This window comes from Bacillus sp. 2205SS5-2 (assembly GCF_037024155.1).
GTDB lineage: Bacteria > Bacillota > Bacilli > Bacillales > Bacillaceae_K > Bacillus_CI.
The window spans coordinates 1-16,844 of the sequence record NZ_JAYKTS010000052.1 but is presented as its reverse complement, the minus strand read 5'-3'; the positions used below and the strand labels follow the sequence as shown (position 1 = coordinate 16,844).

Annotated in this window: 13 protein-coding genes and 1 riboswitch; of the genes, 1 reads left to right on the top strand and 12 read right to left on the bottom strand. The window is 39.0% G+C overall.

Annotated elements, in window-relative coordinates; translation table 11 throughout:
* Positions 1-255: 255 nt before the first annotated feature.
* Genes sdhB through U8D43_RS20235 form a run of 3 tightly spaced genes read right to left on the bottom strand, consistent with a single transcriptional unit; the run spans position 256 to position 3,446 of the window.
* Positions 256-1,017 carry a succinate dehydrogenase iron-sulfur subunit gene (gene sdhB / locus U8D43_RS20245; protein WP_335872956.1) on the bottom strand — a complete coding sequence of 254 codons (762 nt, stop codon included), beginning with the start codon at positions 1,015-1,017 and terminating at the stop codon, positions 256-258.
* A gap of 3 nt (positions 1,018-1,020) precedes the next feature.
* Positions 1,021-2,781, bottom strand: coding sequence for a succinate dehydrogenase flavoprotein subunit (sdhA, locus tag U8D43_RS20240; protein ID WP_335872955.1), 1,761 nt, complete (start codon positions 2,779-2,781; stop codon positions 1,021-1,023).
* A gap of 53 nt (positions 2,782-2,834) precedes the next feature.
* Positions 2,835-3,446: a succinate dehydrogenase cytochrome b558 subunit gene (locus U8D43_RS20235; RefSeq protein WP_335872954.1), complete on the bottom strand. Its 612-nt coding sequence runs from the start codon at positions 3,444-3,446 to the stop codon at positions 2,835-2,837.
* A 345-nt stretch (positions 3,447-3,791) separates the two neighbouring features.
* Here U8D43_RS20235 and U8D43_RS20230 point away from each other — a divergent pair, with 345 nt between their 5' ends.
* The gene (locus U8D43_RS20230) at positions 3,792-4,241 is read left to right on the top strand and encodes a YslB family protein (protein WP_335872953.1); all 450 of its coding nucleotides are present in this window, start codon (positions 3,792-3,794) and stop codon (positions 4,239-4,241) included.
* Between the two features lie 524 nt (positions 4,242-4,765).
* Here U8D43_RS20230 and U8D43_RS20225 read toward each other — a convergent pair.
* The 9 genes from U8D43_RS20225 to U8D43_RS20185 all read right to left on the bottom strand — a co-directional run bounded on the left by U8D43_RS20225 (position 4,766) and on the right by U8D43_RS20185 (position 16,581).
* Positions 4,766-5,995: an aspartate kinase gene (locus U8D43_RS20225; RefSeq protein WP_335872952.1), complete on the bottom strand. Its 1,230-nt coding sequence runs from the start codon at positions 5,993-5,995 to the stop codon at positions 4,766-4,768.
* A gap of 125 nt (positions 5,996-6,120) precedes the next feature.
* Positions 6,121-6,300, bottom strand: a riboswitch (Lysine riboswitch).
* Positions 6,301-6,364: 64 nt separating this feature from the next.
* Positions 6,365-8,137, bottom strand: coding sequence for an excinuclease ABC subunit UvrC (gene uvrC / locus U8D43_RS20220; RefSeq protein ID WP_335872951.1), 1,773 nt, complete (start codon positions 8,135-8,137; stop codon positions 6,365-6,367).
* Positions 8,138-8,151: 14 nt separating this feature from the next.
* The gene (locus U8D43_RS20215) at positions 8,152-9,573 is read right to left on the bottom strand and encodes a hypothetical protein (protein WP_335872950.1); all 1,422 of its coding nucleotides are present in this window, start codon (positions 9,571-9,573) and stop codon (positions 8,152-8,154) included.
* A gap of 427 nt (positions 9,574-10,000) precedes the next feature.
* Positions 10,001-10,987, bottom strand: a complete 987-nt coding sequence (locus tag U8D43_RS20210; RefSeq protein ID WP_335872949.1) for an FTR1 family iron permease — start codon at positions 10,985-10,987, stop codon at positions 10,001-10,003.
* A gap of 29 nt (positions 10,988-11,016) precedes the next feature.
* The gene (locus U8D43_RS20205) at positions 11,017-11,769 is read right to left on the bottom strand and encodes a hypothetical protein (protein WP_335872948.1); all 753 of its coding nucleotides are present in this window, start codon (positions 11,767-11,769) and stop codon (positions 11,017-11,019) included.
* A gap of 47 nt (positions 11,770-11,816) precedes the next feature.
* Positions 11,817-12,575, bottom strand: a complete 759-nt coding sequence (locus tag U8D43_RS20200) for a glycosyltransferase family 2 protein (RefSeq protein WP_335872947.1) — start codon at positions 12,573-12,575, stop codon at positions 11,817-11,819.
* Positions 12,572-14,038 (bottom strand): alkaline phosphatase family protein, encoded by a 1,467-nt coding sequence (locus U8D43_RS20195; RefSeq protein WP_335872946.1) that lies wholly within the window; start codon positions 14,036-14,038, stop codon positions 12,572-12,574. Before U8D43_RS20195 ends, U8D43_RS20200 begins: the two co-directional genes overlap by 4 nt.
* The gene (locus U8D43_RS20190; protein ID WP_335872957.1) at positions 14,039-14,956 is read right to left on the bottom strand and encodes a lysylphosphatidylglycerol synthase transmembrane domain-containing protein; all 918 of its coding nucleotides are present in this window, start codon (positions 14,954-14,956) and stop codon (positions 14,039-14,041) included. It lies immediately after the preceding gene.
* 428 nt (positions 14,957-15,384) lie between these two features.
* On the bottom strand, positions 15,385-16,581 hold the full coding sequence (locus U8D43_RS20185) for a hypothetical protein (RefSeq protein WP_335872945.1): 1,197 nt from the start codon (positions 16,579-16,581) through the stop codon (positions 15,385-15,387).
* Between the last annotated feature and the right edge of the window lie 263 nt (positions 16,582-16,844).

Sequence of the window (16,844 nt, the reverse complement as noted above, 5' to 3'; positions counted from 1 at the left end):
AAATGAAAAACTTTTATTAAAGCGATTAAATAAACTTGTTCATAGTAAACTTCTTCAAGTACTAGACTAGCATTGCTTTCGTCAACAATCTGGACATCTATTTGGACATCCTTACAAAATTCTGAGCAAAAGGGATACTCATTTTTATTTTTAGGGCTTATACTCACATTCTCTAGGGCATAAACTTACGACACCCTCCCTTCACATTCAATAAAAAACCTCACAGATCCGAAGATTGTGAGGTTTTCTATTTTCTTACACCATATTATCGCTTCCGAAGAAATTCTTAAACATTTGCAAGGTTGTATCTCGATTTAGTGCTGCAATTGAAGTTGTCAATGGAATACCCTTTGGACATGACTGAACACAGTTTTGAGAGTTCCCACAATTCGCAAGTCCACCGTCATCCATAATCGAATTTAATCGCTCATCTTTATTCATTGCACCCGTTGGATGGGCATTGAACAAGCGAACTTGTGATAGTGGAGCTGGACCGATAAATTCAGATTTACTGTTTACATTCGGACACGCCTCTAAGCATACCCCACAGGTCATACATTTCGATAGTTCATAAGCCCATTGACGCTTCTTCTCAGGCATACGCGGTCCAGGACCCAAATCATATGTTCCATCAATTGGAATCCATGCTTTTACCTTTTTCAACGAGTCAAACATACGGCTACGATCAACTTGTAAATCACGTACAACAGGGAATGTACGCATTGGCTCTAAATGGATCGGTTGATCAAGTTTATCGACTAATGCTGTACAGGATTGGCGGGGCTTACCGTTGATAACCATTGAACAAGCACCACAAACCTCTTCAAGACAGTTCATGTCCCAGTTAATTGGCGAGGTCGCTTCGCCTTTAGAATTGACTGGATTTCGACGGATTTCCATCAGCGCAGAAATGACGTTCATATTTGGTCGATAGTCTAACACAAAATCTTCTACATAGGAATCAGAATCAGGACCATCTTGACGAGTAATTCTAAAATGAACGGTTTTGTTACTCATCGATTATTTGCCCCCTTTCTTTTTCGTGTAGTCACGTTTACGAGGAGAAATCAGTGATGTATCAACCTCTTCGTAATAGAATTCCGGCGAATCGGTCGTTGCATTATACTTGGCCATCGTTGTTTTTAGGAAATCCTCGTCATTACGATCTGGGAAATCCGGTTTGTAATGAGCTCCGCGGCTCTCATCACGTTGTAATGCACCAATAGTGATGACACGGGCGAGTTGAAGCATATTTTGCAGCTGACGTGTGAAGATTGCGCCTTGGTTGCTCCATTTTGCTGTATCGTGAATATTGATATTTTCGTATCGTTCCATTAACTCCTGAATTTTCGCATCCGTTTTCTTCAACTTGTCGTTATGACGAACAACCGTTACATTATCTGTCATCCACTCACCAAGCTCTTTATGAAGAACGTAAGCATTTTCCGTTCCATTCATGGACATAATGTGATCCCATTTCTCTTGCTCTTTTTGCACATGTGCATCAAATACACTAGAGGAGATATCTTCCACATGTTTATCAAGTCCGTTAATATAACGGATGGCATTTGGTCCTGCGACCATCCCACCATAAATTGCGGAAAGAAGAGAGTTAGCGCCTAAACGATTTCCACCATGTTGAGAGTAATCACATTCTCCCGCGGCAAACAATCCTGGGATGTTGGTCATTTGATCATAATCAACCCATAATCCACCCATTGAATAATGAACGGCAGGAAAAATTTTCATTGGTACTTTACGAGGGTCATCCCCCATAAACTTTTCATAAATTTCAATGATTCCACCGAGTTTGATATCTAGCTCTTTCGGATCTTTATGAGACAAATCTAGATACACCATGTTCTCACCATTGATACCAAGCTTTTGATTGACACAAACATCAAAAATCTCTCGAGTGGCAATATCACGAGGAACCAGATTACCATAGGCTGGATATTTCTCTTCTAAGAAATACCATGGTTTCCCGTCTTTATAAGTCCATACTCGTCCACCCTCACCACGAGCTGATTCACTCATTAGACGAAGTTTATCGTCTCCAGGGATGGCAGTTGGATGGATTTGAATAAATTCACCATTCGAATAAATAGCGCCTTGTTGATACACAATGGATGCCGCTGATCCCGTATTGATAACCGAATTTGTTGATTTCCCGAAAATAATCCCAGGTCCACCAGTTGCCATGATCACAGCATCTGCAGCAAAAGATTTAATCTCCATCGATTGAAGGTTTTGTGCGACAATTCCTCGCGACACTCCTTCATCATCGATTACAGCACCTAAAAACTCCCATCCTTCATATTTCGTTACTAGACCGGCAACTTCATGACGACGAACTTGCTCATCCAGTGCGTATAGCAATTGTTGTCCTGTTGTTGCCCCCGCAAAGGCTGTACGGTGATGTTGAGTCCCCCCAAAGCGTCGAAAGTCTAATAATCCTTCCGGTGTCCGGTTGAACATAACGCCCATACGATCTAATAAATGAATAATTCCAGGTGCAGCTTCTGTCATGGCTTTCACTGGTGGTTGATTGGCTAAAAAATCGCCGCCATAAACTGTATCATCAAAATGTTCCCAAGGAGAATCTCCTTCTCCCTTTGTGTTTACTGCTCCATTAATACCGCCTTGAGCACACACCGAGTGAGAACGCTTTACTGGTACTAGTGAAAATAATTCTACTGGCGTGCCTGCTTCAGCTGCCTTAATGGTTGCCATTAAGCCTGCTAAACCTCCGCCAACTACGATGACTTTTCCTTTACTCATCGTGACTCACTCCTTTTTCCCTTATTCCCGTTCCAATCAAATACCCTATTTTACTAAACGATGAATGCAAATAATGCAGAGATACCTACATACGAAATCGCTACAAACAGAGCTAGTGTAACATATGTAGCTATCACTTGAGATCTTGGTGAAACAACAATTCCCCAACTAACAAAGAAGGACCAAAGACCATTTGCAAAGTGGAAAACAGTCGAAAGAATCCCCGCCACGTAAAACGCAAACATAAATGGATTTGATAATATCGACTCCATCATCTGAAAGCTAACTTCATCTCCCAGTGCAACCTGTACTCTTGTTTCCCATACATGCCATGAGATAAATATTAGTGTGAAAACTCCTGTGAACCGTTGTAGAACGAACATCCAGTTACGGAAATAACCGTATTTAGTTGCATTGTTCTTCGCAGTAAATGCAATATATAAGCCATAAATTGCATGAAATAGTAATGGAAGAAAGATAACAAAGATTTCTAATGCATAACGAAACGGTAAACTTTCCATAAAATGAGCCGCTTTTTCAAATGAATCTTCCCCATACACAGCAAAATGGTTCACTACTAAATGTTGTACTAAAAATAATCCAACTGGGATCACACCTAGTAAAGAATGTAGCCTGCGTAAATAAAACTCGCGATTTCCAGCCATGATATACCCCCCTTAATTATGAAACTCTGCAGCACTATCCCTGCTTAAACTAAGTTTAATAGAGTCCTGCAAAAATTCATATTTTAACAATTATGTGACATGTTCATTTTACTCTCATGAAGTAAACGCGTCAAGAAAACGGATACATTAAATTGAACAATATTGCAAAAATATTTTGACCAGTTTCCTATTGAAAACAACAACCGTCCTGTAATATTATGATTGAATTTTCAGATAAATAAACCGATTTATTACTATATTACTAAAATGGTTAGGATGTAATTCAAGGTGTGAAATTTCGCATCAACCGGTATATAATAGAAGTATAGAAAGTGGGGATTTACGTTGAAGAAAACTGAAGAGGAAGATTTCCAAAGCACACTCGTATCAGCGTTTAGCTATGAACTGTTGCGAGATACATTAATACCAGACCTGTTAGGAAAACATACAGCAGATTTGTCCTACTGGGCAGGGAAACATTTAGCTAGAAAATTCCCGCTTGCCACCAACGAAGAGACAGTTAATTTTTTCCAAGAAGCGAATTGGGGAATTTTAACATTAATGAAAGAAAAGAAGCACCGAAAGACTTTCACTCTATCTGGACAGGTCGTAAAAAAACGACTAGAGATGAATAACGACGCGTGTTTTAAACTAGAGGCAGGTTTTCTTGCTCAACAATACGAGCAGCAACACCACGTTTTAACAGAAGCGATTGAAAGCGTTCAAAAACGGTCTTCTTCTGTTGAGCTAACTGTCCAATGGGATGATACTGATTTTGTAAAGAGTGACAAATAGAGTAGGTCATTTTCATTGAAAGGATGTTTTCTCAATGGAAGTTTCTTTTCGGATAGGAATAAATACTTCATGATGACAACCCTAAAAAAAAAGCCATTTCAATCTCAAAAATGATCAAGATTGATTTCTTCAGGGTATGCCAATAATTTAGCGATCCTTAAATATTTCATTTTTCATTCAATCAGTCTAATTGGTTGGCTACTTTAGGAATGCTTGTTTTTTCAAATTAGATTCATCCTTTCAAAACAACAATATTGTAATAGGCTCTTTACCTATACATTGTTTCTATTTCATCTAATTTTAAATGAATCCTCCCTTTTGGGGCTAATAACCCTCAAAAATAGACGAATAAATGCCAGGAGTAAAGCTATCTACTATTTTATAGACTGGTTCGAAAAGCAACAAACTTTGCGAACACAGGCATATTAAATAATGCACGAAAAGACTGAGGAGATCTGACAAATTCACTATAGAAAAAGCTTTGAATACACCTCAGCTTTTTACATGCATGATTGTTTGGGCACTTAAATAGGAATATTGCTTTTATCCAATTGGAAAGCTGTGTGTAGCGCACTTGCTGCGGCCTGTATTTGGTTCCTAGCGACCACTACTGATACTTTGATTTCTGACGTACTGACCATTTTTATGCCAATGCCCTCGTTTGTGAGAACATCAAACATTTTTGCGGCAACCCCAGGATTTGATACCATTCCAGACCCAACGATTGAAACTTTTGCCAATGCTTTTTCGAACTCTACCCGCTCAAAAGCAAGACGAGATTTTTCTGTTTCTAATACCAATAATGTTCGGGAAAGGTCTTTTTCTTTAATGGAAAAAGAAAGGTTCATTGTTCCATCTCCAAGTTGACTTTGAATGATAATGTCTACGTCAATATGATGGTGAGCTAACGTAGAGAAGATGTCTGACAACCCTGTTACTGCATTCGATAACCCAAAAATCGTCAATCGTATAATATCTTCTTCAAAGGCAACTCCTCGTACTGCTAAGCTTTTTTCCATTGATACTTCCTCCTCTATACGAGTTCCTTTTCTCTGCTCCATACTTGATCGAACTTCTAGTGGCAAACAATAATTTTTAGCGAACTCAACCGCTCTTGGGTGAAGTACTCCGGCCCCTAAGTTGGCGAGTTCTAACATTTCATCATAGGAGATACTATCAAGTTTTCTAGCTCTATCAATAAAGCGTGGATCACAAGTATACACTCCGTCTACATCAGTATAAATATCACATCGATCAGCATTCAAAGCGGAAGCTAAGGCGACAGCCGTTGTATCAGATCCCCCTCTTCCCAAGGTTGTAATCTCCCCATCTTCTGTTATTCCTTGAAATCCTGCTACTACAGCAATTTTTTTTGCCCCAAGTACTGCGTGAATCTTCTTTGTATCAATAGAAGTAATTCGAGAATTTCCGAAAACTTTTTCTGTTCCAATTCCAGCTTGCCAACCAGTAAATGAGTGTGCTTCGTATCCTTTTTGGTGAATGGCCATTGATAACAAGGCAATCGTCACCTGTTCACCTGTTGAAAGAAGCATATCGAGTTCCCTCTTTGGAGGATTTCCACTCACACCATTACAAAGAGAAACAAGGCTATCCGTTGTTTTTCCCATAGCAGATACAACTACAACCACTTCATTGCCTCTATCGTACTCTTCAATCACTCGCTCTGCCACTGATTGTATTCGTTCAACGGTTCCTACGGATGTCCCGCCAAATTTCTGCACTATAATCCCCATATTATCGCCATCCTTTTCTATTCTCGACCATGAATAAGCACCTAGTAGAGCACACCCACAAAAAAAAGCAACGAGAATAGAGATCTCATTGCTTGTATAGACGAACAGAAATTACCGTGTATACACTGTGAGATAGCTCTCCAAGATGAGTACATCTTGACAATTCTGAATTTATTCAATACAGAACCAGCTTAATATGCGAAGAGACATATACCACTTCGGCGATCCTTCCCTTTTAAAGTCCGTCACTAGAGCCCTACCTCTTCTAGACTTTTACTTATGAAGTTCGCACCTCTACCACCACTTATTAAAGTGATAATAATATGAAATTTTGATTCATTATAGCATACATCCATAAGAGCAACAATGTTAAGTTTTTAATTTTTGCACTATTTCTGCGGCGACCCCTTGGGGCATGCCCATCTCTATAAACTCTTCCACCGTAGCTTCCTTCATTTTTTTCATGGAACCAAAATGACGAAGAAGTTGTTTTTTTCGTTTTGGTCCAACTCCTGGAATATCATCAAGAACAGATTGAAATAAAGATTTTCCTCGTTGTTCACGATGAAAGGTGATCGCAAATCGATGCACTTCATCTTGTATTCGTTGAAGCAAATAAAACTCTTGTGACGTTCTTCCTAGTGGAATTTCTTCTAAAGGATTTCCGTAAAGAAGTTGGGATGTATTGTGCTTTTCATCTTTCGCTAACCCCGCAAGAGGAATATCCAGATTAAGTTCATCTTCTAGGATTCCACGTGCCGCTTCAATTTGTCCTTTACCTCCATCAATAAGAATCAAGTCAGGGAGAGGAAGGTTTTCACGAAGTACTCTCGTATAGCGTCTTCGCACTACTTCTCTCATCGATTCATAATCATCTGGACCTTTGACCGTTTTTAATTTATATTTTCTGTATTCTTTTTTAGCCGGTTTACCATCTAGAAAAACAACCAATGCCGAAACCGCATTAGTTCCTTGAATATTCGAATTATCAAACGCTTCGATTCGAAGAGGAGGATAGATATTCATAGCTTTCCCTAAGTTTTCAACCGCTTTTATCGTCCGTTCCTCATTTCGTTCGACTAGAGCAAATTTTTCAATTAGTGCAATCTTGGCATTCTTTTGAGCTAATTTCACAAGTTCTTTCTTTTGCCCTTTCTGAGGTTGAAAGGTTTTCACCCCTAAAAGCTCCTGAACTAAGACGATATCAATCCGTTCAGGCAAACAAATTTCTTTTGGTTTAAAATGATTGGTTTTTTCATAAAACTGACCTAGAAACGTTAAAAATTCTTCTTCAGGTTCATCATAAATCGGAAACAATGAGACATCTCGCTCGATCATTTTGCCTTGTCGGACGAAAAATACCTGTACACACATCCAGCCTTTATCTACAGAATATCCAAAGATATCTCGATCCGTGAAGTCTTTCATGGTCATTTTTTGTTTTTCCATTGTCACTTCGATATGGGTAATCTGATCACGATATTCCTTTGCTCGCTCAAATTCCAATTCCTCTGCCGCAGCTGACATTTTTTCTGTTAATTCCCGCTTAATGTCTTGATACCCTCCATTTAAAAATTTTGTAATATCTTCTTTCATTTTACGATAAGTTTCTTCCTCTACTTCTTTAATACAAGGAGCGAGGCATTGACCCATGTGATAATACAAACATACTCGATCAGGAAGTGTAGAACATTTTCGTAAAGGATAGATGCGGTCTAATAGCTTTTTTGTTTCATTGGCAGCTTGTGCATTCGGGTACGGACCGAAGTATTTTCCTTTATCCCGACTTACTTTTCTTGTAATCACTAATCGTGGGTGACGATCGGCTGTTATTTTTATGAATGGGTAACTTTTATCATCCTTTAGCATCACATTATATTTTGGATCGTGTTTTTTTATCAGGTTTAACTCCAGCACGAGTGCCTCTAAGTTGGTAGAGGTGACGATGTATTCAAAATCGATGATTTCGGAAACAAGCCGTTGTGTTTTCCCATCATGTGACCCGGTAAAGTACGAGCGAACTCGATTTTTCAGAACCTTAGCCTTCCCAACATAAATGATGGTGCCTTGCCTGTCTTTCATTAAGTAGCAGCCTGGCTGATCAGGTAGAACAGCAAGCTTCTGTTGTATTAAGTCATTCATTAGTTCTTGTCACCTCATTCAGACTTCCATTGATAAAGAGTAATAGCAGAATAGACGGGATCTCTTAGAGAAAGGGATGAAAATCGTTGGACTTCTTTAAACTGACCTTCGAGATTTGTTGTTCCTTGTTGCTTAAATCCTTCTATTACTGCTCCCGTTACGTAGATTGTTTCCGTTGGATGCATCGAAATATCTCGTAAAAATTCTTGATAGGTAAAAACCCGTTTATGGGAAAAAGGCACGTTTAAGTAGTCCATTACCCTCGTTTCTTCCCAAGTATACACGAGAATGGGCTGTTCTTCCTTCTTCAACTTCTCCACAAGTTGGTATACTGCTGGAGTTGAATACTTATGTTCGAAAAGTAAATTTAATCCGACAACACCCTGTATTAGTATGTGTAAAATTAAAAGGTACGTTGCCCATTTACTCTGTTGTTTTACAATTACGACATAACCCACAAAAGAACCTAAAACAATTAGCGGAAGAATATGCCGCGGTTTATCAATGTTTTGAGCAAAAAATCCCCAGATGAAATAACTACCCCATACACTACTAAATAGCAAAATCGGAAATGTTTTCGGAAACAGTGATGTCCTTAGTAGAATTGGAACCAGTATAATCGTACTTATAAGTAAAATGACTGATGTAGCTACATAGCCATTCCAAACAATATTTTGAAATACATAGATTGCAAAGCGGGGAAGAATATCCGTTTTTTCACTAACGCCTCCTCCCCACTCATTAAAGTGCCCACCGGTAAATCCGGTTGCGACATCGACAAATGTTTTCAGTGAACCTACATTTGCAATCAATGCGGTAACCCAGATAAGTTGTGAAACTAGAATTAGAGCTACATGGGACAATAATTCTTGAATAGACCTATCGTACTGAAAACGTTTAACCATTAGAAGTAGGAGTCCCACCCCAAATGGAAGATAAGATAATCGAATGCCGAGCAAAACGCTAAAGAATAAGATTGGCCACAAAACGGCTTCACGTTTATTTTGTTGCCAAGCTTGATGCAAAGACCATAAATACCACCATAAGACACTCAGAGCGGCTCCTTCACTCATAGGCAAACTAGACATAAAAGTTGGGTAGGCTAATGTTTGGAGTGCTAACGTTAGCAACCAACTTTTTTCATTTGAAAAATATGTACGCGAAAGTTTATATTGGGGATAAATCGTACTTATACAAACAACCTGAATAAAGAGAAGCAATGCCCATTCAGGGGAAGATATAAAATGATTAAACACCATTCCCCCTAACATAAAGAAAGGATATCCCGGGAAATGAGGCTGCATATTGATTAAATCAAACTCTTTAACTCCAAGGATAAAATCAACTTCGTCCCATGTTTGAGGGAGAGGCGATAGCAATCCCAGTCGGATTACCCAGTACAAGATAATAAGTGCGATAATAGATTTCACTTTCATAAGAGTCTTCCTTTTCATAAGTATATTAGAAATGCGCAATGCGTTCGATTATCAGAGACTTACATAAGACAAGATTGAACTGGTCCGAGGCACTTTTTTCCTCAAAACCGGGCTTGGCTTATGACTACGTGCTCATTGGGTCTGAAGCTAGACACGTATCTAACAACCGGAAATCTCCCCTCTTCAATAGGAAGTTTACGTATAGATGTGGCAATTTCGTCAGATTTTTGATTATATCCTCCAATACCCTGTAGATTTCCAGCAAAAATAGATGAAATGATGTCCTAAAACATAGCTAAATCATTGGTGATAAACTGATACGAAAAGCCACAAACTTTGCGAAAAAAGTCTTTATATAAGAAAAGACCCGTTTTTAACGAGTCTGTCAATGTTTCTATTAGAGGGGCCTTCTTCGATAAGTAGTGAACTACGCTTTAATTGATCCCAATTCTTCCGGATTACCTTCTTTTATTGCATTTCTTTGTTGCTTTGCGGAAACAGGAACAGCTTTTTTAAAAGGGAAACGTATCCTACCTGAATTGATTAAATACGACCATAAGAATGCAAATGTAAAGTATAAAGTGTATGCCATTATTTGTTCAAGTGACGGATTATGACTATATCCAAACATGGCGGCAAAGAATAACCCTACTTGACCATTGATTAATACATCGTTTCCTGTATCTCTTTGGTAGTGAAATTCATCTTGATAATGCTCAGGCATAATGTGAACGATATTATACACATCAGCAGGTTTACCTTCAGCAGTTGTGTATAATGAGCCTAATTTCCCGATATCTTGCATCACACCGATACCTTGAACTAATAGCCCGGCTGCGATAAAGAGAATTAGTATCCCTGTTACATTGAAAAAGGCTTTTAGGGAAATTTTCATCGTACCAGAGAAAAAGAGATAACCGATGACTAAAGCCATTAATAACCCACTCAACGCTCCGTAGCTTGTGAATACTTTGGTTACATCACCGTTACTAATTGCAGCAAAGAAAAAGACAGTTTCGACACCTTCACGTACGACAATCAAATACGAATGAACGATCATTGCAGACACACTACCTGCTGTTAAAGCTGCATTAATTTTTTTTTGCATTTCCGTATTAATTCCTTTAGATTGCTTCTTCATCCAAAGCACCATGTGACTTAATAAAATCACGGAAGCAAACATTATGGAAATTTTCAAGTAGACTTCTGACCCAAAGCTTGCAAAGCCGGTGAAGACTACTTGGAACATAAGCGCAACTAAAAATGAGGTGACAAGTGCTAACCCAACTCCAACATACACCCATTTTTTATACTTTTCAGCATTCAAACGGGTTAAATAAGATAAAATCAGTCCTACAATTAAAATGGCTTCTAAAGCTTCACGTAGTGTAATTAAAAAAGCCTGAAAATCCATGATGACATCCCCCTTTGTTCGAAAAGAAGCTATTCCTTCCTTTTTCTTTTATTCAACAGAATCAAAATGACTAATAGCAAGACAAGACCGAGTGACAACCAGAGCCAAAAGGCTGAAGTTCCGATTTCGTCATTGGCAAATCCTAATTCCAGGTTTTCTTCCGTTAAATGGCTTTCATCTTCATTCAACTCTGCCACAATCGGAAACAACGGTCGCAATTCCGTTTCTATAAATTCTATTTTATTGACAAATGTTTCTTGGTCATTTTCTTTACTTCCAATGCCGAACAGTCCAGGATTACCTAATGATGTCAAAGCTTCATCAAAAGCTGCATATATATCATTGACTTTTTGTTGGCTTACTTTTTCCAGTGCCAACGGCTCTAACACATTGAACGTTCCTCTTGCTTTGGCCAGCAACAGTTTCGCTTGCCCGTAATCTTGGAACTGATCATCTGCAAAATGTAAGCGTCTTTCAATATTTAAGCGAAGAGCAGCTTGCCAGCTTCTCAATAAGAGTTCTTCATTTTGTGTTTCAAATGCTATTTCAATATCTGGCTGTGTTTTCGTAAAGTACAGTTCAAATTCTTTTTGATAGGAGGAATACACTTCTTTCGCACTTTGCCAATCCCCTTGATTTAAATGAGCTTCTAGCTCCTTGTATGCTTCTGCCATTTGCTCTTCTCCAGGATCTCCGTAAGAATAAGCGAAGGCTCGAGTAGACATACCTATGTAATTGAGAATTAATATCACTGATAAACTAAAAAAAAGTAGCTTTTTCATCTGCTTTCCTCCCACACATTCAATGATAATGATTATCATTCATAATGTCAATGCTCCATTTGTGAAATATGAGCTTCATTTTGTGTTTTTTTTGACGAAGATACTCTCTGTACAGGTTTTCTCATTTCTTTGAATATAGCTGGTAGGACATTAGTCATATACGCTTTAAATTTAATAAATGATTTTCCAGTCGTTCTCACTGAATAGCGAATAGGAATCTCCTTCATTCTGAATCCTTTACGAACAATGTTTAAGGTAAGAACTTGAGCATAATTATAATCATGTATGATTTCGGCTTCTTCGGTAACCTCTTTCGAAAAAGCACGCATACCGGACTGACCGTCGTGGATTCGCCTTTGTAAAAGAACAGACTGTAACAAGGTGAAACAGTAATTTCCGAGTCGACGATGAATTTTCATACCCGTAATCGTTCCTAAAAATCGAGAGCCCATGACATAATCCGCTTCACCTATTACAATTGGCTGAATCAATTCAGGGATTTGTGTCGCTGGGTATTCACCATCCGCGTCTATCATTACCGCAATATCTGCCCCTAACTCTATACAGTGTGAAAGACCCTTTCTCACTGCTGCTCCAAGTCCACTATTTCTATCCATCTCAACGATATAATCGGCTCCTGCTTCGTTCGCCACCTTCACTGTACCATCAGTAGATCCATCATTGATTACTAAGACTTTCACCTCAATATTAGCCGAAATACCTCTTGGGACGTTTCGAATCACGTCACCAATCGATTCTTCTTCATTGTAAGCTGGCATAAATACAATCACTGTTTGTTTTCTCATGATGTTGATTCCTTTCGTTTAAAGGCCTCTTTTAATACTGGACCTCTTGCATGACTTGGAAGCGGGGTTCCCAGCATTACAGCGATTGTGGAAGCGAGAGACACCAAGCTGTGTTTCTCTTCTATTTTTAGGTTGGGACGAATCGTTGGACCGTTCATAAAGAATGGCACAAAGCGTTCTCCTTCATCTAAATGACCGTGTCCGCCAATTCCATCAGCTTGACCGTGATCTGCACAAACAATAAGGGTTGTATTGTCCATTTTCTTTTCTTTCTTCAACCAAGACACAAAATCTTCTACGAGATCATCAGCTTCAGCAATTTTCTCCAAATATTCATCATATAAAACGCCTCGACTATGGCCTGTTTGATCGGTTCCAATAAGTTGAACAATAAATAAATCGGGATCCTGCTCTTTCATAATGAATTTAGCTTTTTCCATAATATTTTTATCCGCCACATCATTTTTCATAACCGCTGTTACTGTTTCCACATCCGTTCCCATACTATCGACTAGATGGGCAATACCCAACAAGCGACCCTTTTTTCCTACTTTTCGTAATGAATCAAAGATACTTTCCACTTTAATTCCTAGACGCCAAACCATATTTGACTTAATCCCGTGTTCAAACGGATATGTTCCTGTAAACATAGAACTAAAACAAACCACCGTACGAGCCGGATAGACGGTTTCCATATTGGTATATTCTGTCCCGTTTTCCTTAAGAGAATCAAGAAAAGGAGTATGAGCTTCTTGAAAACGTTCTTTTCTCATCCCATCAATGACAATCACAACCACTCGATTGCTTTGATTGTCTTGAGAAGCTAATTCCGCTGGTATACTTGCTTTCTCTTCGTAATATTTTGGCTTCCAATCAAATAAGTATCGATGAAGAATAAATGAATATAGCCATAAAACGAGCAATAAGACCCCGTACACTCGCATGTCAAACTCAAGTTGGCTTCCACCACTTGCATATGCCCAGTACCAGAGATTTAGAAGCAGTAGGACCTTAGGCAGTTGTTCTTGTGCATTCCCGCTGGTTGAATCACTATTTTTCAACACAAGCTTCCAAAAGCGGGTGAAATTCAGCCAAGATGTGCCAATTCGAAGATGATAATAAAAAGTTCCCCAAAAGAAAACCGTAAAGAAAAAATAAAGTCCAACCGCAAATAAACTAAGCCCGACCTGAAATTCTCCGCCAATTACAACAAAAATCAACAGCGGAATCCAGAGGTAATTCCGAAGAAACAACGGGAAATCATAGTGGAAATAAATCAGTAGGAATGGTAGTAGAAATAGAAAACTAGATAGGAGCATCGTCCATTCCGTATGTATCTCGCCATTGAATGCCCCATACATCAACATCGTCCCCACCACGAAAATGGGGGTAAACGGTTTTCCTTCATTTAATAAATTCCAGCATCTAGCCGCTATCTTTTCAAATTTAGAAGCACTCTTCATTTACTCTCTCTCCTTCTCACGTCTTGCAAATAGTTTAAGTTGTTTCCATGAAATCGGATCGAGACTCCATGCGATAATTCCAACGATATACGAAAATAAAAATTTTAGGCCATGAGTTACCATCGCCACAAATAAACCTACTTCAAAGGGAACTCCTAGACCTCGAAGCGTCACGCTCATAACCGTCTCATAATTGGCAATTCCACCTGGTGTAATTTGAAAAACTTGTCCTAAGACAGTTACACTATTCGTCATCAGCGCGTTCGAATATGTAAACCCTTGCTGAATCGCATCCATCACAGCAAACAAAATGCTCCCCTCTAACACCCAGCTTAAAAAAATTAAAATCGTAACATTCACCGTTTTCCAGTGAATAAATAACTTCTTGAAAATAGACCACTGCCTTTTAACCATCTCAGGCCATTTAACAAGCACGAGTCCACTGACGAGAATTAAAAGGAAGAACATTCCCACCAACCACATCCACTGTAATGAAAGATATTGAAAGAAGGTGTAGCCAAAAACCAAAGTTAGTAGCAACAAGGAGAACATATCAAGGAAACGAATAAACGCAACCGACTGTACTGTTTCCGATAATGAAAGGTTCTTTCCCCGTGAATGACCAATATACACTCTTGCTACCTCTCCCCCTTTAATTGGGAGAAGATGATTAAGAGCCAGGCTATACCATATACCCACTAGGGAAGTTTTAAACGAAATTCGATTTTGTAAGGCAATTTTCCATGCATATGCTTTTAAGAGAAAGGACACAAAATAAAAAGACATCCCTATGAGAAGGTGAATAGGGTGCTCCCAAAGGAATCTCCCGATATTTCTCCACATCTCCCTCTCTCCAAATTCCCGTACCAGTAACAGAAAAATGAGTATGAATAGCGTTCCTACCACCAAACGTATCATCTTTAGAAGTTTTATCATATAATCGCCTTCTTTACACCCTGTTGATGCTCCAATTTCTTTCTATTCACCCGAACTACATTTTATCATAATACAGAAAAAGAAGAAGCCGCACATACGCAGCCTCTTCTTATGAAATGCGCAAGGCGCCCGGTACCGGCGACTAGCATAAGTCAAGCCGGCTGAAAGGTTGCTCTTTGACCTTTTAGACGGATTGACTTATGACCTCGAGCCGGTGGCGCCTGGAGCTAGACACACCGATATGCGCAAGGCGCCCGGTACCGGCGACTAGCATAAGATAAGACAAGAACTGGCCTGAGGCACTCTTTGCCTCCTGACAGCCCTCGTCTTATGACCTGGACATTGAACTAAACACCAAACCCATTTTATAATTCCTTACTTTTAAAACGAGTCACGTTTGTAGCCTTTGATTATTGAAGTTGAGTTAGTACTGATACGATGGCATCACTATGTTGTTTTGCGGAATCTATATCTTGACTTTCAACCGCTTCAAACCAGCTTTTCGCTTGCGCCATTACTTCTACCGACTGCTCTTCACCAAGTTGCTTAGATACTTCCACTTGAAGCATGTTTAGAAACATATTCCCTTCCATCGCTTCCACTTTTGCTTCTGTTTCTTCCCCAGCTTCTAAAGCTCCAGCTGTTTTTTCATGATAACCCGTTGTTTTTGCAACAATCGATTTGATGAAAAGACTAGAAATTTCTTCTTGGTTCAAAATTGATGCATCCGTACTTAGGGAGAATAACTCATTCAATTTTGTTGCCGCTTCTTCATCTCCACCAGATAAAGATCCAGAAATGGCTTGTAAGAAACCATATCCCTCCGCTTGCATAATTTGAAGTTCGGTTGCGTCCGATCCTTCTTCCATGCCTATAGCAATTTTCTCAGCATAAGAATTCGCCGCTAAGTAGTAAGATTTATAAATCGATTTATCTGTGAGCTGTGCGTATACCTTAAAGTCATCAACATTTCCATTATCAATGGCTTCTTGCTGCACGGCTAACCCATTGGTAATATTTTCAACCATAGAGTATTCACCAGCTAGCTCATAATAACCATCACGTTTTTCAGCTGTCGGTAGGAATACTTGTTCAGAAAGAACTTTGATTTCGTTAAATAGTGTACTTGCACTCTCTGTGTTCTCTGCTTCAAGCTCTGCTGCTACGTCCTTTTGTAGCCCTTTTTGGACTTGATAAAAGTAGGATTGAGTTAACTTGTCTACTAGTTGACGAGCTACATTTGCATCTAGATCTCCTGCTTTACCACCTTCAATTGCTGCTTCGATCGCTGTTCCGATCTCACCATTTACCGAGTCAACAGACCCTTTAAAATTATCTTGATAGGTTGATAATACTAAATCCCAGTCTACCTCTTGATCTTCTTTCGCTTTGCCAAGCTCCTCTTTCATAGTTGCGAATGCAGCTGTTTCATCTTCAGCTTTAATCTTCGTTGGTTCAGTAGTTTCCGTTTCTTTTGCCTCTTCAGTATCATTTGATTCAACTACTTCTTTTTCTTCTTTCGATTCATCAGTTGCACTGCACCCTGCTAGTACTGCACCAGATATTAAAAAGCTTGCAAATATTTGTTTTAGGTGACGTTTTTTCATTTTCTATGTACCTCCTGAGTTGTTTTAAATGGTCTTTATTATTGATAATGATTTTCATTTCCATCCAGTATTATATCGAGAATGATTATCAACGTCAACTGTTTTTTTAGCAAAGGACGTTTTTATACGAAAATGGGTTTTGATGCTGATTTTGACACAAAAAAGCACCCTCCCTAAAATGGAATGACCATTTTTAAAGATTGGCTATGGCACCATTACTTGATTTAAGCTGGTTTTGATTTTTGGATATCTACCTCATAGCC